This window comes from Streptomyces sp. NPDC018000, from assembly GCF_044328025.1.
Classification (GTDB): Bacteria; Actinomycetota; Actinomycetes; order Streptomycetales; family Streptomycetaceae; genus Streptomyces.
Map to the genome: position 1 here is coordinate 679,787 of NZ_JBIRGM010000001.1, position 19,899 is coordinate 699,685.

13 protein-coding genes and 1 tRNA gene are annotated in these 19,899 nt (G+C 71.5%); 8 read left to right on the top strand and 6 right to left on the bottom strand.

From position 1 onward, the window contains the following. Window positions 1–111: 111 nt before the first annotated feature. The gene (locus ACH4EW_RS03295) at window positions 112–846 is read right to left on the bottom strand and encodes a PDZ domain-containing protein (RefSeq protein WP_398250592.1); all 735 of its coding nucleotides are present in this window, start codon (window positions 844–846) and stop codon (window positions 112–114) included. A gap of 718 nt (window positions 847–1,564) precedes the next feature. Beyond that, window positions 1,565–1,637: transfer RNA gene (locus tag ACH4EW_RS03300), tRNA-Arg, on the bottom strand. 328 nt (window positions 1,638–1,965) lie between these two features. Here ACH4EW_RS03300 and ACH4EW_RS03305 point away from each other — a divergent pair. The 7 genes from ACH4EW_RS03305 to ACH4EW_RS03335 all read left to right on the top strand — a co-directional run bounded on the left by ACH4EW_RS03305 (window position 1,966) and on the right by ACH4EW_RS03335 (window position 10,976). After that, on the top strand, window positions 1,966–3,618 hold the full coding sequence (locus ACH4EW_RS03305) for a dynamin family protein (protein ID WP_398251266.1): 1,653 nt from the start codon (window positions 1,966–1,968) through the stop codon (window positions 3,616–3,618). Further along, window positions 3,615–5,591: a GTP-binding protein gene (locus tag ACH4EW_RS03310; RefSeq protein ID WP_398250595.1), complete on the top strand. Its 1,977-nt coding sequence runs from the start codon at window positions 3,615–3,617 to the stop codon at window positions 5,589–5,591. Before ACH4EW_RS03305 ends, ACH4EW_RS03310 begins: the two co-directional genes overlap by 4 nt. A 100-nt stretch (window positions 5,592–5,691) precedes the next feature. Further along, a complete protein-coding gene (locus ACH4EW_RS03315) occupies window positions 5,692–6,324 on the top strand; it encodes a single-stranded DNA-binding protein (protein WP_398250598.1) in 633 nt (210 codons plus the stop codon). Window positions 6,325–6,559: 235 nt separating this feature from the next. Further along, a complete protein-coding gene (locus ACH4EW_RS03320) occupies window positions 6,560–8,002 on the top strand; it encodes an LAETG motif-containing sortase-dependent surface protein (protein WP_398250601.1) in 1,443 nt (480 codons plus the stop codon). Between the two features lie 195 nt (window positions 8,003–8,197). Further along, complete coding sequence (ettA, locus tag ACH4EW_RS03325; protein ID WP_398250603.1) at window positions 8,198–9,862, top strand: energy-dependent translational throttle protein EttA; 1,665 nt, start codon at window positions 8,198–8,200, stop codon at window positions 9,860–9,862. A gap of 5 nt (window positions 9,863–9,867) precedes the next feature. Next, window positions 9,868–10,290 (top strand): acyl-CoA thioesterase, encoded by a 423-nt coding sequence (locus tag ACH4EW_RS03330; RefSeq protein ID WP_398250605.1) that lies wholly within the window; start codon window positions 9,868–9,870, stop codon window positions 10,288–10,290. Then, window positions 10,287–10,976 carry a hypothetical protein gene (locus tag ACH4EW_RS03335; protein ID WP_398250608.1) on the top strand — a complete coding sequence of 230 codons (690 nt, stop codon included), beginning with the start codon at window positions 10,287–10,289 and terminating at the stop codon, window positions 10,974–10,976. The genes ACH4EW_RS03330 and ACH4EW_RS03335 overlap by 4 nt, the downstream gene beginning before the upstream one ends. 79 nt (window positions 10,977–11,055) lie before the next feature. Here the strand turns inward: ACH4EW_RS03335 and ACH4EW_RS03340 are convergent, their stop codons facing one another. The 4 genes from ACH4EW_RS03340 to ACH4EW_RS03355 all read right to left on the bottom strand — a co-directional run bounded on the left by ACH4EW_RS03340 (window position 11,056) and on the right by ACH4EW_RS03355 (window position 18,763). Continuing rightward, window positions 11,056–12,018 carry an ABC transporter ATP-binding protein gene (locus ACH4EW_RS03340; protein WP_398250611.1) on the bottom strand — a complete coding sequence of 321 codons (963 nt, stop codon included), beginning with the start codon at window positions 12,016–12,018 and terminating at the stop codon, window positions 11,056–11,058. Then, on the bottom strand, window positions 12,015–14,831 hold the full coding sequence (locus tag ACH4EW_RS03345; RefSeq protein WP_398250614.1) for an FtsX-like permease family protein: 2,817 nt from the start codon (window positions 14,829–14,831) through the stop codon (window positions 12,015–12,017). Before ACH4EW_RS03345 ends, ACH4EW_RS03340 begins: the two co-directional genes overlap by 4 nt. 1 nt (window position 14,832) lies before the next feature. Then, window positions 14,833–18,168, bottom strand: coding sequence for an FtsX-like permease family protein (locus ACH4EW_RS03350; protein ID WP_398250617.1), 3,336 nt, complete (start codon window positions 18,166–18,168; stop codon window positions 14,833–14,835). A gap of 190 nt (window positions 18,169–18,358) precedes the next feature. Then, window positions 18,359–18,763 carry a globin gene (locus ACH4EW_RS03355; RefSeq protein ID WP_398250620.1) on the bottom strand — a complete coding sequence of 135 codons (405 nt, stop codon included), beginning with the start codon at window positions 18,761–18,763 and terminating at the stop codon, window positions 18,359–18,361. Window positions 18,764–18,912: 149 nt separating this feature from the next. Between ACH4EW_RS03355 and ACH4EW_RS03360 the strand changes: the two genes are divergently transcribed. Then, the gene (locus ACH4EW_RS03360) at window positions 18,913–19,896 is read left to right on the top strand and encodes a methyltransferase domain-containing protein (RefSeq protein ID WP_398250623.1); all 984 of its coding nucleotides are present in this window, start codon (window positions 18,913–18,915) and stop codon (window positions 19,894–19,896) included. Window positions 19,897–19,899: the final 3 nt, after the last annotated feature.

Sequence of the window (19,899 nt, forward strand, 5' to 3'; positions counted from 1 at the left end):
CGCGGTGGCTCTTCGGCCGCCGATGCGGGCCGCCTCGCTCGTACCTGCCGAGGTTCTCCGAGATCGTCGAGCGGCAAGGTCCGCCGGTTGGTGGGCTCGGTGTTCCGGTGCTCAGTCGAGGGTCAGCTGCAGGTTGACCGTGCTGCCCGCTCGGAAGACGGTGATCGGAACGGCGGTGCCTGCGCGCCAGCCGGTGATCGCGTTGTTGACGGCCGCCGTATTGGAGGTGGCCTGGCCATTGACCGCTGTGATGATGTCACCGACCTGCAGGCCCGACTGAGCCGCGTTCGACCCGGGCAGGACGAAGTTGACGTAGGAGCCCCCGCCGTTGGGGGTGTCGGTGAGGAACGCCGAGATGGCGCCCTGCGTCCCTGGGGAGATGTTGACGGTCAGGGGCTGGGTGTCGCCGTCGAGGCTGAACGTGCCGGAGTACGTGCCTCCGGCCAGCGGGGCGTCGCCGTTGGCGGCGAGGCTGACGTGGAACGGGTAGATCCAGATCCAGTTGTTCGACGGGAAGTCGGCGTAGGCGCTCTTCCCGTCCGGGGCGATGGTGACCGGGCAGGTCCAACCGTCACAGTTCGGGTCGACGGCGGTGATCCGGGTGTTCGGCGGAGCCTGGACCGTGAGCCGGCTGAAGTGGCGACGGGTGATGCCGTCCGCCCCGTAGGTGACGCGCTGGGCAGGGCCGGGCGCGTCCAGAGTCGGCACGTTCTGCTGAGGCGTCACGGCTCGAACGGAGGGTGGCTGGGGCGCGGGGCTCGAAGCGAACGCGGCGGGCCCAGCCCCTGCGAGCAGAGCGGCGCCGATGGCGGCAGCCACCGCTGCCCGGGTACGTCGGAGCGCCATGAGCAGCTTCCTTTCAGGAGAGGGTGCGCAAATAGTGACATTTCGTATGCATTGCGTAACCGTTCGACACGGTCGAGTCGGCTCGCGGCATGCCAGAAGACCGCACAGCGGCTGGTTGGCCCGCTCCGCACATTGAGTACGACGTTGAAGCCAGCAGACCTGGGCTTCGGATGCTGGTGCTCGCGTTCGTGTCGCGGACTTTTCGGCGGCCGGATACGCGAAGCCACGCGGAGGTTCGCTTGATCTCGGAGAATTCGGCGGGCACCGGCAGGCGCCGCGAACGGTGTCCACTGGCGTCCGCGTCGTTGGCGTTCCCGGCGACAGTCACGGCCCAGGACTCTCGACTCAAGGGGGGCAACGCCGCTTGGGAGCTCGGATCGACCGACATCTCGCCGCCGACGGGGCGAGCACCGAGGTGCGCCCGGCCGGGAACAGCTGGCCGGGCGGCGCCTTCTCGGGGCCTGGCAGGTACGGCGCGGATGGTCGGCGGGGAACGACCGAGCGGCGGCCGTCGTCACCGAGGGGCGTCACGTGAACGCGCGTCACGAAAGCGGCTTCAGCCGAAACTTCGGGAAGCTTTCGGGAAAGGCACCCGGAGGCCGCCCCTGGCCAGTTTCAGTCGGACGGATCCAGCCGCCGGCGGCGGCTCGCACCACCCCCGGCCGAAAATCACCCCTGACCAGCAAAAGACCCTCCCGAAGGAGGGTCTGTCGATGTGCGCCCCCGGCAGGACTCGAACCTGCGGCCAAGCGCTTAGAAGGCGCCTGCTCTATCCACTGAGCTACGGGGGCCGGGTGGTGGCCTCGGCGGCCTGGAGCCCTGGGGCCGGGCAGGTCGGTGACCCGCCGGGACAAGGATAGGGCTCCGATCGCCTCGACCTGGTTGCTTCACCTGCGTGGCACGATGTGGAGGTTCGGTGAAGCGAACCGATAATCGCAGGTGGGCGGGATTTGCGCATCGCTTTTGACGCCTCGCGTCCCGGGTGTTGTGCACTCGTTATGCCTGCGCCCCACTCGTCCTCTCTGTCCTGACTCCGTCCCGGTGGGAGAACCGGCGCGCAGAGGTGGCTATACGCTTCAAAAAGGCTCCAAAATTGGGCATTCTTCGCATGTGGTGACCTTGGACGTACGGCCTCAGCTCATCGATGCACTTTCCGCCCTGCGCGACCGTGTCGCTGCCGTGCGTCTTCCGCTTCCGCTGCCGGGGGCTGCGCGCGCCCGCCAGACCCGTAGCGAGCTGCTCGCCCAGCTCGACGACTATCTGCTTCCCCGGCTCAGAGATCCTGAAGCACCCCTGCTCGCGGTCATCGGCGGCTCCACCGGCGCCGGGAAGTCGACGCTCGTCAATTCGCTGGTGGGGCGGCTGGTCAGCGAGGCCGGGGTGCTGCGCCCGACCACGCGGACACCCGTACTCGTCTGCCATCCGGATGATCACCACTGGTTCGCGGGGGTCCGCGTACTGCCACAGCTCACCAGGGTCTGGCTGCCGCCCGAGGAGAACGGGGATCCCGGCCGGTGCGACGGCAACGACGGGCTCGACGGGAGCGAGGAGGAGGACGGGACCACGTTGCGCGTCGAGACCGCCACCGGGCTGCCGCGCGGGCTGGCACTGCTCGACGCGCCCGATATCGACTCGCTCGTGGTACGGAACCGGGTCCTGGCAGCCGAGCTGATCTGCGCCGCGGACGTGTGGGTGATGGTGACCACGGCTTCCCGGTACGCGGACGCCGTGCCGTGGCACCTGCTGCGTACCGCCAAGGAGTACGACGCCTCGCTCGTCACCGTCCTGGACCGGGTGCCGCACCAGGTGATCGACGAGGTGGACCGGCAGTACGGGGCGCTGCTCACCAAGGCGGGCCTCGGTGAGGTGCCGCGCTTCACCATTCCCGAGCTGCCCGAATCGGCCGGTGGCGGCAGTGGGCTGCTGCCCACCACCGCGGTCGCCCCGTTGCGGGCCTGGCTCAGCCACCGCGCCCAGGACCCGGCGGCCCGACAGCAGGCGGCCGGGCGTACGGCGGCCGGGGTCATCGACTCGCTGGACGTACGGATGCCTGCGCTGGCCGGTGCCGTCGCGGCGCAGTACGCGGCGGCCGTTCGGCTGACCGGTGTGGTCGAGGACGCGTACCGCACGGAAGGCGCCCGGGTCCGGCAGCGGCTGCGCAACGGCGGCGTACTCGCCGGGGACGCCCGGACCCGGTGGCGTGGATACCCGACGTACAGCTCCTCCGAGGAACTCCTCGAAGCGCTGGTGGAGAGCCTCGCCGCACTTCTGCAGTGCGCCGTGGCAGCCGCCGACGAAAAGATCCGCACGACCTGGCAGCGCGAGCCCGCGGCCGGGGTGTTCGGCTTCGAGGATGTCGGCCGGGAGGCCGGGGGATGGGGGCACGCCGAGGACATCCGGGGCCGGATCGCCATGGCTGCGCGGCGGTGGTGGCGGGTGCTGGAGGAACTGGCCGAGGAAGAGGTGCGCCAGCTCGAACGCAACGCCGCACCCGACGCCGGGACAGTGGTGGCGCTCGTGGCCGCCGCACTGCTCGGCGGTCGCCGCACCCGCGGCGCCGGCGAACAGCTCGCCCAACGGATCGGCGCCCAGGGTGCGCTGCGGCTGCGCGACAAGGGGGGCGCACTGCTCACCAACTGCCTCGACCGGGTGCTGGACGGCGAGCGCGACCGGCGGCTCGCACCGCTCGACGCACTCGGCGTGGCCCCGGAGCCGCAGGCCGAACTGATCGCCGCGCTGTCCGTACTGCAGAAGGAGAGGTGGCAGCGATGACTGCCGTCATTGAAGAGGGGCCCGGCCGGGGCGAGAGTCCCGCTTCTCACGAGGACGGGAACCAGAACCACCGGAACCTGCGCCGGACGCCCGACGACGGGCGCGCAACTGTGCCGGAGGCGGCCGGTGGCTGGAACGACGGGCTCATCGCACGGCGCGCGGCCGCCAAGGCGGCGGACGCCGAGTCCCAGGCCGCCCCGAACGACGACGTACGGCCGCCCCGGGTCGATGCGTACGAACCGTCGGGCGGTCCGCTCCGGCCGCGGCTCGACGCGCTGCGTGAACTCGTCGGGCTGTCCAGGGCCAGGCTGGACCGGGCCACCCTCGCCGAAGCGGGACGCGTGCTCGACGAAGCGGCAGCCCGCCGGCGGCTCTCCTCCCGGCACACCGTCGTCGCCATCGCCGGAGCGACCGGCAGCGGCAAATCGACCCTCTTCAATTCCCTCGCGGGAGTCCAGATCTCCGACACCGGGCTGCGCAGGCCGACCACCGCAGCCCCCATCGCCTGCTCCTGGACCGACGGGGCCGCCGGGCTGCTGGACCGGCTCGCCATTCCGGGACGGCTCAGGCGCAGGCCGCAGCAGAGCGGTACGGACGCCGACGAGGCGCTCCAGGGGCTCGTCCTCGTCGACCTGCCCGACCACGACTCGGCGGCGACCGGACACCGTGATCAGGTCGACCGGGTGCTTGCGCTGGTTGACGCGGTGATCTGGGTCGTCGACCCGGAGAAGTACGCGGACGCGGCCCTGCACGAGTGCTACCTGCGGCCCCTCGCCGGGCACGCCGAGATCACGTTCGTCGTGCTCAACCAGATCGACCGGCTGCCCGGCGACGCCGCCGACCAGGTCCTCGACGATCTGCGCCGGCTGCTCGACGAGGACGGCATGGCGCTCGGCGAACACGGTGAACCGGGCGCCACCGTCATGTCCCTGTCCGCACTCACGGGCGAAGGCGTGGGTGAACTGCGCGAGATGCTCGGCCGGTTCGTCCAGGAGCGCACTGCGGCTGCGCGCCGACTGTCCGCGGATGTGGACGCCGCCGCGGCCAGGCTCCGTCCGGTGTATGTCGCCGAGGGGCGGCCCGGTCTCGGTGAAGGGGCCCGCAAGGAGTTCGCCCACCGACTCGCGGAGGCCGTCGGAGCGGCCGCGGCGGGCCAGGCGGCCGAACGCGAGTGGCGAAGGAACGCCGGCCGGGCGTGCGGCACGCCGTGGCTGCGGCTGTGGCGCTGGTACGGGTCCACCCGGCGGCCGGGAGGCCTGGAGTGCCCGTCGCAGCCCGCACCCCCCGAGGAGCAGCTCACGGCCCGGCAACGCGTCGAACAGGCGGTGCGGACGGTGGCGGACGAGGCCGCCGACGGGCTGCCCGGCCCCTGGGCGCAAGCGGTCCGCGAGGCCGCGGTGAACGGTGCGCAAGGGCTGCCGGAGGCGCTCGACGAACTGACGGAAAGGGACGGCACCGCGGACGGGCGGGGACGGGCGGTGAGCTGCTCCCCGGACGGCGTGGCAGGCGGTGCACTCAGTACGGGCGGTCCGGGCGGTTCGACGGTCATGGCCGCCGGGGTGGCCGGGGCCTTGGGCGTGGCGCGCAGCGGTCGCGCGGGCGGGAAGCCGCCGCGGCCCAGGTGGTGGCCCGCCGCCGTGCTGGCACAGGCATCGATGACGGTGCTGCAGATCTTCGGCGGTCTCTGGCTGGTCGGCCAGATCGTCGGCGTACTCGAACCGGGATTTCTCACGCCCGCCCTGGTGATGCTGGCCGGGGTCATCGGCGGCCCCCTGGTGCAGTGGTCGTGCGCGGCCGCGGCACGGGGTCCCGCGCGACGGTACGGGCAGGAGGCCGAGCGTCAGCTGCGCGAGGCGGCGGCGGCCTGTGGGCGGGCACGGGTGCTCGATCCGGTGGCGGCGGAGCTCGTGCGCTACCGCGAGGTGCGGGAGCGGTACGTGGCGGTGACGGAGTTTTCCACAACTGTTCGGTAGCCCACAGGTATCAGCAGGATTTCCGCCTTCCCTTCAACCTGGGATCAGTGACCGCGCGGGTGTGGTCGCTGGAGCCGAAAGCCGAAGGGGAGGCGGAGTCATGAACGACACCTTGGTGACACTGGTGGGCAACGCGGCGACGGGCGTGGAGTTCCGGGAGACCGCGACCGGCGGAATGGCGCGATTCCGTTTCGCGGTGACGCCGCGCCGTTGGGACCGCGAGAAACAGGCTTGGACAGACGGGCACACCAGCTTCTACACCGTATGGGCCTGGCGGACTCTGGCGTCGAACCTGTCCGGTTCCGTCTCCGTCGGCGAACCACTTGTCGTGCATGGCAGGTTGAAGGTGCGCGAGGAGGAACGGGAGGGCCGGCACAGGACGTTCGTGGACATCGAGGCAGTCGCGGTAGGACACGATCTGACCCGGGGGACGGCTGCGTTCCGACGGGTGATGAGGGGTGATCCGGGGTTGATGACGCGCTCGGGGAGCGTGGACAGACTGGGGGACTCGGGCGGGACGGGTGACTCGGACGGATCGGGACGATCGGGCGGTTCGTACGGCGTGTCACGAGCCGAACGGGTCGAACGGGCCGGGCGAGACAATCTGGAGGAAAGGAGTGAATGCGAGGAAGGGGGTAAACAGGGTGAAGTGAGCGAACGGGTCGGGCGGCAGCGGGCCAAGCGGACGACAGGGCGTCAGAAAGGTGACCAGGAGCTGGCTTCGGTTCCGTGACCGGACCTGGGCAGACCTGGGCTGACCTGGGCGGATCGGGGCGGGCCGAGGGGCGCGGAGTCGCGCGATAGGCGATAACGATTCCGATTCGGAATGGTTGTACGACGGTATGACGGGGGACTGTTCATCGCTTCGTCTTTAGGATTCCCCAGTACTCACGGGCACTTGAGTCGACTGGCGGGACAACCCCCACACGCGCATCAGGCGCGGAGGGTCTCGCCTGGAGGGGAATTCTGTGTTTTCTGCTTCTTCAGCGACCGATTTGTCGTTCACCGAGACGGCCAATTCTCCACGGCGGCGGGGTATAGCCCGGCTGGCCGCTTCGGTGGTGGCATCGGGTCTGGTCATGGCAGGCGCCCTTGTCGGCGCGGGGAGTGCGGTCGCCGACGAGGCGCCGCAGCATCAAGGTGGCGCGGCCGCGGTCCTGGACGGGTTGAAGACCTACGACCGCGCTGTGCTCCACACGGACGGCCGGAACCAGGAGCTGCCCGCCGGGCTCTTCGAGATGACCGTCGACGGCGGCGGCAAGCTCAAGACGTACTGCATCGACATTCACAACCCCACCCAGGACCGGGCGAAGTATCTGGAGACCCCCTGGAACCAGACCTCGCTCGGCAGCAATAAGAACGCGGGCAAGATCCGCTGGATTCTGGAGCACTCCTACCCGCAGGTCGACGACCTCGCGGCGCTCGCCGAGCAGGCCGGCACCGGGCCGCTCACCGAGAAGACCGCGGCGGCGGGCACCCAGGTCGCCATCTGGCGCTACTCGGACAACGTCGATATCGACGCAATCGACGGCCAGGCCGAGAAGCTCGCCGACTGGCTGGAGCGCAACGCCGTCGACCAGGCCGAGCCCAAGCCGTCCCTCGTCCTGGACCCGGCCGCGGTCTCCGGCAAGTCCGGTGAGCGGCTCGGGCCGGTCACTGTCCGTACCAATGCGGGCCAGGTCTCCGTGACCCCGCCCGCCGACGCCGCCAGCGGTGTCAAGGTCACCGACAAGAGCGGCAAGCCCGTGACGGCCGCGGCCAATGGTGCTGAGCTCTACTTCGACGTACCGGCGGGCGCCGCCGACGGTTCCGCCTCGCTTTCCGTCCAGGCCACCACGTCGGTGCCGGTCGGCCGGGCCTTCGCCGGGGTGACCAAGAGCCAGACCATGATCCTGGCCGGCTCCAGCGAGTCCACGGTCTCCGCGGCCGCCACCGCGACCTGGGCCAAGCAGGGCGCGATCCCGGCGGTCTCGGCGAAGAAGAACTGCGCCAAGGGCGGCGTGGACGTCACCGCGAGCAACAAGGGCGACGAGGCGTTCACCTTCGAGCTGGCCGGGGCGAAGCACACCATCGAGGCGGGCAAGTCCGAGACGGTGACCGTCCCGGTCGCCGAGGACCAGGCGTACGACTTCACGATCACCGGACCCGGTGGCTTCTCGCAGACGTTCAAGGGCGTCCTGGACTGCAAGACCAGCGGCAGCGGCACCGGCGGCCTCGACACGCAGACCCAGGCCCAGCCCACCCCGGCCACGGTCGGCGGCAGCTCGACCGGGTCCACGGGCGACCTCGCCGAGACCGGCGGCTCCAGCGCCACTCCGATCATCGCGGGGATCGCGATCGCCCTCGTTGTCGTCGGCGGCGGCGCGGTCTTCCTCCTCCGCAAGCGCAACACGCAGTCCTCCGCCCAGTAACCACGGAGTGACGAACCGTAGGCAATCTGTCACGTTTGCCTGATGGTGGCCCCGGTACGCGTCCGCGTACCAGGGCCACCGCATGCCGGAAGGCGGCGCAGGGTGTTCCGCGGACCGGACTGGTTTCCATCCTTGGACGGCCGTCAGGCAAGATGGGGTGTATCTGCCCACACATCGATAGCCGGACGGTTTCTCTTGGCTGAGTACATCTACACCATGCGCAAGACGCGCAAAGCGCACGGCGACAAGGTGATCCTCGATGACGTCACCCTGAACTTCCTGCCCGGCGCGAAGATCGGTGTCGTGGGCCCCAACGGCGCCGGTAAGTCCACGGTGCTGAAGATCATGGCGGGTCTGGAGCAGCCGTCCAACGGTGACGCGTTCCTGTCGCCCGGTTTCAGCGTCGGCATCCTCATGCAGGAGCCGAAGCTCGACGAGGCGAAGACGGTCCTGGAGAACGTCCAGGACGGCGCCGCCGAGATCATGGGCAAGCTCAAGCGCTTCAACGAGGTCGCCGAGCTCATGGCGACCGACTACTCCGACGCGCTGATGGAGGAGATGGGCAAGCTCCAGGAGGACCTGGACCACGCCAACGCGTGGGACCTGGACGCGCAGCTGGAGCAGGCCATGGACGCCCTGGGCTGCCCGCCCGGCGACTGGCCGGTCGTCAACCTCTCCGGTGGCGAGAAGCGCCGTGTCGCGCTCTGCAAGCTGCTGATCGAGGCCCCCGACCTGCTGCTCCTCGACGAGCCCACCAACCACCTCGACGCCGAGTCGGTGAACTGGCTGGAGCAGCACCTCTCGAAGTACACGGGTGCCGTGGTCGCAGTCACCCACGACCGTTACTTCCTGAACAACGTCGCCGAGTGGATCCTCGAACTCGACCGCGGCCGCGCGCTGCCGTACGAGGGCAACTACTCCACGTACCTCGACAAGAAGGCCGCCCGCCTCAAGGTCGAGGGCCGCAAGGACGAGAAGCGCGCCAAGCGGCTCAAGGAAGAGCTGGAGTGGGTCCGCTCCAACGCCAAGGGCCGGCAGACCAAGTCCAAGGCACGTCTGGCTCGTTACGAGGAGATGGCGGCCGAGGCGGAGAAGATGCGGAAGCTGGACTTCGAGGAGATCCAGATTCCGCCGGGCCCGCGGCTCGGTTCCATCGTCGTCGAGGTCGAGAACCTCTCGAAGGCCTTCGGCGACAAGGTCCTGATCGACGACCTGTCGTTCACGCTGCCGCGCAACGGCATCGTCGGCGTCATCGGTCCGAACGGCGCGGGCAAGACCACGCTGTTCAAGATGATCCAGGGCCTGGAGACCCCGGACACCGGCTCCATCAAGATCGGCGACACGGTCAAGATCTCCTACGTCGACCAGTCCCGCGCCAACATCGACCCGAAGAAGACGCTCTGGGCCGTCGTCTCGGACGAGCTGGACTACATCAACGTCGGCCAGGTCGAGATGCCCTCGCGGGCGTATGTCTCCGCGTTCGGCTTCAAGGGCCCGGACCAGCAGAAGCCGGCCGGTGTGCTCTCCGGTGGTGAGCGCAACCGCCTGAACCTGGCGCTGACGCTCAAGGAGGGCGGCAACCTGCTGCTTCTCGACGAGCCCACCAACGACCTCGACGTCGAGACCCTGTCCTCGCTGGAGAACGCCCTGCTGGAGTTCCCGGGCGCCGCTGTGGTCATCTCCCACGACCGCTGGTTCCTGGACCGCGTCGCCACGCACATCCTGGCGTACGAGGGCGACTCCAAGTGGTACTGGTTCGAGGGCAACTTCGAGTCGTACGAGAAGAACAAGGTCGACCGCCTCGGCGCGGAAGCGGCCCGCCCGCACCGTGCCACGTACAAGAAGCTCACGCGAGGCTGATCGTCTTGGCACGTCACATCTACAACTGCCCGCTGCGCTGGTCGGACATGGATGCCTTCGGCCACGTCAACAACGTGGTCTTCCTCCGCTATCTGGAGGAGGCGCGCATCGACTTCATGTTCCGGCTGGCGCCGGGGGACGGTTCGCCGTCCTTCTCGGGCGGGTCCGTCGTGGCGCGGCACGAGATCGACTACGTACGGCCGCTGGTCCACCGGCACGAGCCGGTGACCGTCGAGTCGTGGGTCACGAAGATCGGTGCCGCGTCGCTGACGATCGCGTACGAGATCAAGGACCCGGACCAGGTCTATGTACGGGCCTCGACCGTCGTCGTGCCGTACGACCTGGCTCAGGCGCGGCCCCGGCGGATCTCCGCCGAGGAGAACTTCTTCCTCCGGCAGTTCCTGGCCGAGGAGCCTGCCGCAGTATGACGGTGCCCGTGCGGTCGCTGGAGTTCGCCGACCCGAGGGAGGCCGCGGATCTCGCGGCCTTCCTCGGCCGGCTGCTCCACTACGACCGGGCCGCCGCGGTGCGGATGCAGGCGGGCGGCAGTGCGCTGGCCGTGTTCGGCAGGCCGCCGTCGTTCGAGGTCCTGGCGGTCCGGGCGGCGCGGCTGGCCGGCCCGCACGACTTGGACGTCACGGTGTCCGCCGGTGAACTCCTCGAAACCCTCGGCGTCGAGGGCACGGCAGCCGGTTCGGGCGCCCTGCCCGCACCCGTCACCGGGCCGCCGTGGACGGGTGTCCTCCCGCCCCGCGGCGGCTGGCACGAACTGCCGGGCCTGCCCGACCCGGTCTCCCTGCGCACAGCAGTCACCGCCGCGGTGGCGGAGTTCCGCTCCCGCGACGAGGCCCTGCCCGAGGAGCGCCGTACCCGGGCGGAGCGGGACCTGATCGGGCGCGAGATCTGGTCGCGCACGGTCGCGGGCACCGAACTTCCGCTGCGTGCCGTCCACGCCGCCCAGTCCCTGGGCTTCCTCCGCCCGGCGCCGGACTTCCCGGTCGCCCTGCTCGCGGCCGGTTCCTGGCTGCGGCTGCGCACCCCGTTCGGCTCGATCGCCCTGCGCGGCCCGGGCAGCGGACTCGGCACGCTCGCGGTAACGGTGGGCGCGCGCTGAGCAACGGCACGACGCCAGTGACGCGGGAACATCGGGCCACCCGGTCGAAGCGGCCCGGTGCCGGCACCACCGACACCCGTTACGGGTGCGGCTGGTCGTCCGCCCAGACGCCGATGTGGTCCTGCTCCAGCTCCAGCATCACGCGGTGCTCCATTCCGAGCGCCTCCGTGTATTCGGCGGGCAGTTGCAGCCGGCCCGCGCGGTCGAGCATTGCGTACTCGCGGGCCACCTGGGACTCCAGGCCCGTCGCCGCGTCGACCTCGGTGCGGCGCAGCACCTCGAAGGACGTACGGCCGTCGCGGATGGCGACCGTGCGGCGGACCTCGTTCGCCACCGCCTGGTCGTGGGTGACGATCACGATCGTGGTGCCGAGCTCCTCGTTGGCGCGGCGGAACGCGGCGAACACCTGCTCGCCGGTGGCGGAGTCGAGTTCGCCGGTCGGTTCGTCGGCGAGCAGCACCGACGGGCTGTTGGCGAGCGCGACGGCGATCGCCACCCGCTGCTGCTGGCCGCCGGAGAGCTGCTGCGGGCGCCGGTCGCGGACTTCCTCCAGGCCCAGCATCCGGAGCAACGACTCGGCGCGCGCGGTCCGTTCACGGTTCCGGCCCCGGCCGCTCAGCTGCATCGGCAGGGTGATGTTCTGGACGGCGCTGAGGTACGGGAGCAGATTGCGGGCGGTCTGCTGCCAGACGAAGCCGACGACGTCCCGGCGGTAGCGGAGCCGTTCCTTCGCTCCCATCGACAGCAGATCGGACCCTGCTACCTTCGCCGACCCGGCTGTGGGCACGTCGAGGCCCGCCAGGATGTTCATCAGGGTCGACTTGCCGCTGCCGGACGCACCGACCAGGGCCATCAACTCGCCCTCGGCGACCAGCAGATCGAGGCCCTGGAGGGCCTGCACCTCCACCCCGTCCGTGGAAAAGATGCGGACCAGACGGTCGCAGGCGATCACCGCGTCGTGCCCGTAGGAGGGCCGGTCGCGGCGTGCGGCGGCCCGCTGTTCGAGCTCGGCCAGGGTGGTGGGGGTCGACGGCGACGTCATCGGGGGTCTCCTGCCCTGAGTTCGGTGATCGGTCCGCGGCGGCCGGCCCACCAGGCCTGGACGGCGGCCACGGCGGCGGCGAGGACGACCACGCCGAGCGCCGGAAGCGTCAGCGACCACGGGTCGGCCCGCAGCAGAACGGTGTCGGTCGCGCCGGAGCGCGGCCCGGCAAAGAGCGCGAGGCTCACCAGGTCGACGCCCGGCGCCAGCAGGGCGGTCGTCGCCCATCCGACGAACAGCCCGCCGACGGCGGCCAGCAGCACCTGCGGCATCGCTTCGAGGCCGAGGAGCCGTCTGCCCTGCCGGGGGGTGAGGCCCATGGTCCGCAGCCGGGCCAGCAGGGCGGTGCGTTCCGGTGCGGTCTGCAGCAGCGACAGCAGGACGGCGAGCAGGGCGTAGCCCGCGCCGGCCGCGACCGCCGCCGTGTAGATCCCCTCGGCGCCGCGCTGCATGGGGGTGTCGACGAAGGCCTGGCGTTCCTCGGAGCGCAGCCGCAGGGAGAAGTCCTTGCCCGCGTGGTGCGTCGCCGTGCGCAGCGCCTTCGCGTCCAGGGAGCCGCCGGTCACCAGCAGGGTGGTGGTCTGCCGGCGGGAGAGCGATGAGGCGTCGACGATCACGAAGTCGCTGTCGGAGACGGCGGGGGTGCGCAGGACGGTACCCGCCACCCGCACCTTGAAGTTCCCGGCCGCCGTGGAGAGGTCGCGTGGTCCGTCGCCGAGCCGCTCGGCGACGGACGGCGAGACGATGACGGGCAGCTCCCGGTCCCTGGACGGCGCCGTCCCCTTCGGAGCCGCGGGACCGGAAGCCTTCAACCGGTCGGCGGAGAACGGCCCGAGGCCGGTCGCGCGGGCCAGCCGCGCATACGTTGCCGGGTCGACGCCCACCAGGGTGGCGTTCTTGGTGCGCTGGGCCCCGGACCCGTCGGCCGGCAGCGGAACGTCGTACTCGATCCGCACCCCCGTCACATCCTGTACGCCGCCCGCTTCCCGCACCTCCCGGATCAGGCGGTCCGGCAGCGGCACGGAGATGCCCGGGCCGTCGATCCGGGCGTCCGCGCCCGTCGCGCGCACCGCCGCGTCGTCCCGCGCGTCGGCGACGCCCGCGAGCACCGAGCCGCCGAACGCCGCCGTGCTCAGCGCGATCAGCAGCGCGAGCAGCGGCAGCGTGCCGCCCGCCGAGGTGCGCCCGGCGCGGGCCAGCGACAGGAAGCCGACCGCACCGCGCCGCCGGGCGACGGAGCGCGAGGCGAGACGCAGCGGCAGCGGAAGGAGACGTACGAGGACCAGGGCGGCGATCAGCCCGACGAGTACGGGGGCGGCGCTGATCAGCAGGTCGCCACCGCCGTCGCCCCCGGTACCGCGTCGGCGCAGGGCGACGACCGCGCCCACGGCCAGCATCAGCAGGGTGAGTTCGGCGACCGTGCGCCGCCGTGAGGGGCGGGCGCTCATCAGGTCGTCGCGGGCTCCGTGCAGCTGCGGCCTGCGGTGCTGCAGCGTCGTACGCAGCGGCAGGGCGGCGCAGACCAGTACGGCGACGGCGGCCGCGCCTGCGGCCGAGGGCCACAGCCGGGCCTGCCCGACGGTCGCCACGGCGATCAGCAGCCCCAGCGCCGCCGCGGGCACCACGGTGACCGCCGTCTCGGCGAGCAGCCGCCCGCCGATGCCGCGCAGCGACCCGCCGCGTGAGCGCAGCAGCGCCAGTTCGCTGCGGCGCCGTACCCCGATCAGCCCGCCGGTCATCAGCAGGACTACGGCGGCGACGGCTCCGATGCCCACGGCGGCGACCGTCACGATCGGGCCGATCGCCGTACGCAAGGTGTCGTACCGGGTGACGATCTCGTCCATGTCCGTCGAGAGCTCGGCGTTTTCGTCGACCGCCGCACGCAGCTTCACCAGCCCGGGACCGCCTTCCAGCGAGGCGATCGACGAGCGCAGTTCCGGCACGTCGGAGGCGGTGAGGCGGGAGCTGTCCGGCGCGAACCGCCAGAACGCCTCCGGGGCACCCGTGGTGGCGAGCAGTGCGGGCGCGGCATCCGGCGGCAGCAGGACAGCCGCGGCCCAGTGGTATCGCGGAGGTTCCAGATCCGGTTCGGGAAGCAGGGCCGGGGTCCGGAGCAGTGGCTGGGCCGACCAGTAGGCCGCCTCGGGGCGCTCGGGGGTGACGATGCCAGTGATCCGTACGGTCAGCGGTGTCCTGCCGCCGGTCGGCAGGGAGATGGCCGAACCGGCCTTGATCCGCAGGGCTTTCGCCGTCTCCTCGGTGACCGCGCCCTCCACCTCCGGCGTGTCCGAGGAGACCTCGCCGTGGACGGCGGGCCACTTCCCGGAGTGCAGGGTGGCGTGGTCCGGGAGGGCCGGCAGAGTCGAGTAGGTCAGCTCGGGGTCGATGCGGTCCGGCCGGGACAGCCAGCTCTCCTGCGCGGCGATCGGCTTCCCGGTGCGGAAGCCGTACGAGGACTGGGCGGTGTCGGTACGCACCACGTCGGGCAGCGCGGACAGTGCCGCCCGATAGGCGGACGCCAGCCCCGCCTCACGCACCTCTGCCTCGCGCTCTGCCTGGGGTATTTGGAGGTCGGGCTGCGGCGCGCCGAGCTCCAGAACACTGTGCCGGGGGTCCGCGACGGCGATGTCATGGCGCAGCCCCTCGTTCTCGTAACGTTCGACGGCGCGCGGGAAGGCGGCGGCGAGGAACGACGTCAGCAGCACCAGCAGCCCCAGCGCCCAAGCCGCGCCGGGAGCGCTGCGCAACCGGGTACGGACCCAGGGCGCACAGGCGACGGGGACGCTGCGGTCTCGAACGGAACGCGGAGCCATGTCAGTTGTCTCCCTGGAGGCGCAGCGAGGACGCGGGGTCGGGGCCGCGCAGGGCGAGGGACACGATGACCACCAGCGGAAGCGCGGCGACGCCCGCCAGCAACGCCGCGATCTGCCCGGCCGGCAACTGCACCAGCACCTCGGGCACCGGCATGGTGGCCTGCGCGGTCAGCACGATGAGCGGCACGACGGCGCGGTTCAGTACGGCCCCGAGCACGGTCCCGGCCAGCAGCGCGATCGCGATCAGCACGCCCTGTTCGGCGGCGATCATCCTGGTCAGCCGTCGGCGTGGCGTACCCAGCGCCCGCAGGACCGCGAACTCCGCGTTCCTTTCCCGCTGCGCGCCGACGGCGCTCACCGCGAAGCCGACCGCGGCCAGGGCCGCGGCGACGACCGCCACCGCGGGCAGCGCGGACTGCGGCCCGGCGCCCAGCGGATCGCTGACCAGTTCCCGGGCGATCTCGTCACGCACCTGGACCTGTGCCGGATCGATGTCGGGCTGTGCGCGCAGCGCGGCCGCGACCTTTCCAGCCTGTCCGGGGGCGGTGCTCAGCCACCACTCGTTGGCGTTGAACACAGCGCCCGGGCGCTGTGTCAAGACCTGGGCGACGGCCCTGAAGTCGAGCAGCAGGGCTCCGCCGTCCCGGTCCCGGCCGAGGCCGGTAGCGGAGGCATCGGAGCCGGTGCCGGGGCCAGTGGTCGGCAGCCTGCGCACCACATCCACGATCTTCACCCGGACCGTCTCGCCGGCCAGCGTGATGTCGACGCTCTGCCCCTTCCTCGCTCCGGCGGCCTTCAGATACGCGTCGGTGACGATGGCGTTCGGCATCGGCGCGTCGGGACGGGGCGCGGTGGCCCGCACGGAGAAGGCGCGCGGCGCTTCCCACGGGTCCGCGGCCGAGCCGGGGTCGTATCCGATGGCCAGTGGGCTCTTCGCGGAGGCCGTCGCGTCCACCGGAACGCCGGGGCGCGCCTCACCGGATCCGGTGTCGGTCAGTTCGGCGGTCCAGTCGGTCTGTTCGGCGTTCCAGCGGAACCCTTCGGGGACCGGGACCGCCTGCTCGGCTCCGTCGGCCGTCACGGTCCTGAGGGCGCCGATGTCCAGCCGGTGCGACTCGCCCGGACCGTCCGGAGGGTTGCCGTCCAGCTCGAACCCGGTCACGGCGAGGTCACCCGTGGACGCCACCGCGAAGGCCAACGGATGCGTCCTGCCGTCGACGGGTACGGCTCCGGCCTGCACCCGGTACGGAAGGCCGTAACGATCCTCCAGCAGCACGGTGAGGAGCGGCGCGGTGGCGTCCGGCGACGGCCGCCCGTGCGCCCCGGCCGCCGTGATCCGCACATCGAACCGGACCTGTTCGCTGTTCTTCGGCAGCGGCAGCCCGGCCCGTGCGGCCCTCGGCGGGGCGAGCGGGTCGAACAGATGCTCCCGCGGCCGGTCGACGAGGTCGTCGCGGATCAGCATCCGCTCGGAGGCGTGCGCGGTGTCCAGGGCGAGGACCTCGGCGGTGCGTTGACCGGTGAGCTCCGTGGTCGTACGGAACGCGGGCGCCGCCTCCCGTACGCCCGACAGCCGCGCGTACCTGCCCGCCTCCTCCGGGTCGTCGTCGGCACTGGCCAGGACGCGCAGCGACGCACCGGCCCTGAAGTCCGCCTGGTCGTCCTGCGAACGGTCCCAGGACGCGCCCTGCCCGATGGCCAGCATGCCCATCGCCACTGCCAGGATCAGCAGCAGCACCGGTCCGGCATGACGCAGCGGGCGCCGGCTGAACTGCCAGCCGGCCAGGGCCGCGATCAGCCCCCGGCCGCCGGACGCACCGCGTTCCGCGAGCCTGGCCGCGGGCGGCAGCAGCCGCAGTGTCAGTACGGTGCCCGCGAGCAGCAACAGCGCGGGAGCCGCGACCAGCAGCGGGTCGACACCGAGTTCCCCCTGCCGGTCTCCGCTCAGCGCACCGCCGCCGAACCCCGTGGTCCGGCGGTCGAGCTGCCAGTACGCCACCGCCGCGATCACCAGCAGGCCGATGTCGGCACCCGCCCGGAGCGGCGCGGGAAGCGCCGCGGCACGGCCGGCCCGACGGTCCCCGGCACCGGCCGCCAGCGCGGGCGCCACGACGGCCAGCGCGCAGGTGAGCGCGGCGACGGCGGCGACCAGCCATACGGTGGCGGTGGCGCCCGCTTCGAGCCGCAGCCCGATCCGGGACAGTGCGCCGCGGTCCGCGAGCAGCCGGGTCAGCGGCCCGGCGAGCAGCGGGGCGACGAGCGCGGCGGGCAACGCCAGCAGCAGTGCCTCGATCGCTGCGAACGTGGTGATGCGGCCGCGCGATCCGCCGCGGGCCCGCAGCAGCCGGGTCTCGCCGTCGCGCTCACTGCTCAGCAGCCGGGCCACCAGCAGCAGCGCGTAACCGGCGAGCAGCACCAGCTGGACGGCCACGATCATCAGCGTCGAACGGGACACCAGCAGCGCCCGGTCGATCTGCTCCAGCACTCGGGGGAGCGAGGTCTGCACAGTGGCGCCGGTCCTGAACTCGGGGGCGGCCTGCAGCTTCTTCGGAGCAGCCAGGGCAGCACTGTGCAGTGCGTCCATCCGGTCCGTGGTGGCCGTGCGGAAATCGGCGGTTGCCAGCCAGGACATGTTGCCGGAGCTGACCCGTCCGGAACCGGTCACGGCAGGGTCGGTGAGCAGCGGACCGTACGTCGTGAAAGCGACCTTGCGGATACCGCGCCCGCCGAGCTCGTCCAACTGCCAGTACGGGTCTGTCCGGTCGGATGCCGCGTAGACCCCGGTGACCAGGACGCGCAACGGCTTGTCGTCCAGCCGGTCCGTGAGGGTGAGCCGCGAGCCGGGCCGCAGCTTCAGGTCCCGGGCGGCGGCGTGGGGCAGAGCGACCTGGACGGGATCACCGGCCTTCCCGTTCCCGGCCGCCGGCATGCGGCCCGCGGTGAGCCGGATGCGGCTGCGGTCGAGCGAGGCGAAGCGGGTGAGATCCGGATCGCCGCCCCGGACGTCCGGAGCCCGAAGGCCGCGCGGCAGCGCGTACGTCCCCGACGTCTCCAGCGTCCGGACGGTCACGGGAAGGCCGTCGAAGGTGTCGCGGGCGGTTTTCCGGGCGATCGCGTCGGCCGCGTCCCGCTGCGCCGGCACCACCTGCGCGGACATCACGAGAGAGGCGGCGCTCGCCGACCGATGGGTGAGGGAGTGACGCAGCGCCGCGTCACCGATGGAGCCGGAGAAGGCGGTGAGCGCGGCCAGTACCGAGGTGGTGAGCACAACGGCCAGGACAGCGGCGGCGAGCAGGAGCCGATAGGCCCTCACCCGAAGTAAGACGAACCCCGTCACACGTGCCCCCCTGGACCCTCACCGCACACCCGCCCCCCGACGTTGTACGGATGCTTCCAGCACGTACGCATCGTTGGGAACCGCTTGTGTACAGCTTGATGGGATCGTGACCGTTAATCGGATACGGAGGAACGCATTCCGTACCTGTGGCGGGGACTCCGCACCTGTGGCGGGGGACAGGGACGCGTGCTCAGCCCTCGGTGTTCACCATCGAGGCGGCGGCATAGGTGAGGTAGTCCCACAGCTGCCGCTCGTGCTCCGGCGCCAGCCCGAGCTCGTCGAGGGCGGCCCGCATATGGCCCAGCCACGCATCATGAGCTGCCCGGTCCACCCGGAACGGAACGTGCCGCACCCGCAGCCGGGGATGTCCGCGCTGCTCACTGTAGATACGGGGCCCACCCCAGTACTGCATCAGGAACAGCCTGAACCGCTCCTCGGCCGGACCCAGATCCTCCTCCGGATACATCGGCCGGAGCAGCGGGTCCTCGGCGACTCCCTGGTAGAAGCGGTGCACCAGGCGTCGGAAGGTCTCCTCGCCGCCGACCTGTTCGTAGAAGGTCTGCTCCTGAAGGGTGTCGCGCGGAATCTCTGTCACCCGTCCATCGTCGCAGACGCACCGGCCGAGGACCGGGGTCCTAGGTCCTGTCTCGTCGAACTGCCGTCCGCCGCGCGACGTCTGGCACGGCAGGACCCGCCCCGGCCCGGTTCCTGGCCCCCGGGGCCCCGGCGCAGGAAGGTGGAGGTATGGACGACGCGTGCCCGGATCAGTTCGCCGCGGCCGCCGCCGAGGAGCGGTGGGCGATGGTGCGCGGGATCGTGGCCGGTGGGGAGCTGGGTGATCCGCAATGGCTGGCCGCGTTCGAGGAGGTGCCGCGGCATCTCTTCGTGCCGTACTACTTCGTGGGCGGTGGATTCGACCGCCTGTGGTGCGAGGACCCCGACCCGGTCAGGCGGGCCCAGTGGCTGCGCGGGGCGTACGCGGACGTGGCGCTGGCCACCCGGATCCGGGACGGTGAGCTGATCTCGTCGAGCAGCCAGCCGTCGCTGATGGCCCGGATGCTCGAAGAGCTGGACGTACAGGAAGGGCAGCGGGTCCTGGAGATCGGCGCGGGCAGCGGCTACAACGCGGCGCTGCTCGCGCACCGGCTCGGTGACGACGCCGTGACCACCGTCGACCTCGACCCGGAGATCACCGAGTCGGCCCGCCGGCATCTGGCGGCGGCCGGATACCACCCGGCGGTGATCACCGGGGACGGGGCGCGGGGCTGGCCCCCGCGCGGCCCGTACGACCGGATCATCGCGACCTGCACCCTGACGTGCGTACCGCAGGCCTGGCTGGACCAGTGCACGCCCGGCGCACGGATTCTGGCACCGTTCGCCACCGGACTGATCGCGCTGCGGGTACGGGAAGGGGCGCAAGGGAAGTACGCCGAGGGCCGGTTTCTGCACACGCCCGCGTACTTCGTACCGCTGCGCGGCACGCAGCCGCAGCCCGTACGGCGCCCGCACGCCGGCGCACTGCCGAGGCGCGTCAGCCAGAACGAGCTCTTCCGGTTCCTGCTCACGCTGACCGAGGCCACCCTCGACCCGCGCGAGGCCCTCTCCCTCTGGCAGCGCGAGAGACGCCCCGAGCGGGAGAGGTTCGGCATCACGGTCCGGGACGGGCGGCAGTGGGCCTGGCTGGACGACCCCGAGGGGCCGTACGCCTGGCCACTGCCCAGCGGGTAGCGC

What these genes read in the sequence shown, in the direction of transcription:
- ACH4EW_RS03340 (WP_398250611.1), bottom strand. Translation starts at nt 12,018, where the DNA reads ATGACGTCGCCGTCGACCCCCACCACCCTGGCCGAGCTCGAACAGCGG.
- ACH4EW_RS03310 (WP_398250595.1), top strand. Translation starts at nt 3,615, where the DNA reads ATGACTGCCGTCATTGAAGAGGGGCCCGGCCGGGGCGAGAGTCCCGCT.
- ACH4EW_RS03335 (WP_398250608.1), top strand. Translation starts at nt 10,287, where the DNA reads ATGACGGTGCCCGTGCGGTCGCTGGAGTTCGCCGACCCGAGGGAGGCC.
- ACH4EW_RS03315 (WP_398250598.1), top strand. Translation starts at nt 5,692, where the DNA reads ATGAACGACACCTTGGTGACACTGGTGGGCAACGCGGCGACGGGCGTG.
- ACH4EW_RS03345 (WP_398250614.1), bottom strand. Translation starts at nt 14,831, where the DNA reads ATGGCTCCGCGTTCCGTTCGAGACCGCAGCGTCCCCGTCGCCTGTGCG.
- ACH4EW_RS03295 (WP_398250592.1), bottom strand. Translation starts at nt 846, where the DNA reads ATGGCGCTCCGACGTACCCGGGCAGCGGTGGCTGCCGCCATCGGCGCC.
- ACH4EW_RS03360 (WP_398250623.1), top strand. Translation starts at nt 18,913, where the DNA reads ATGGACGACGCGTGCCCGGATCAGTTCGCCGCGGCCGCCGCCGAGGAG.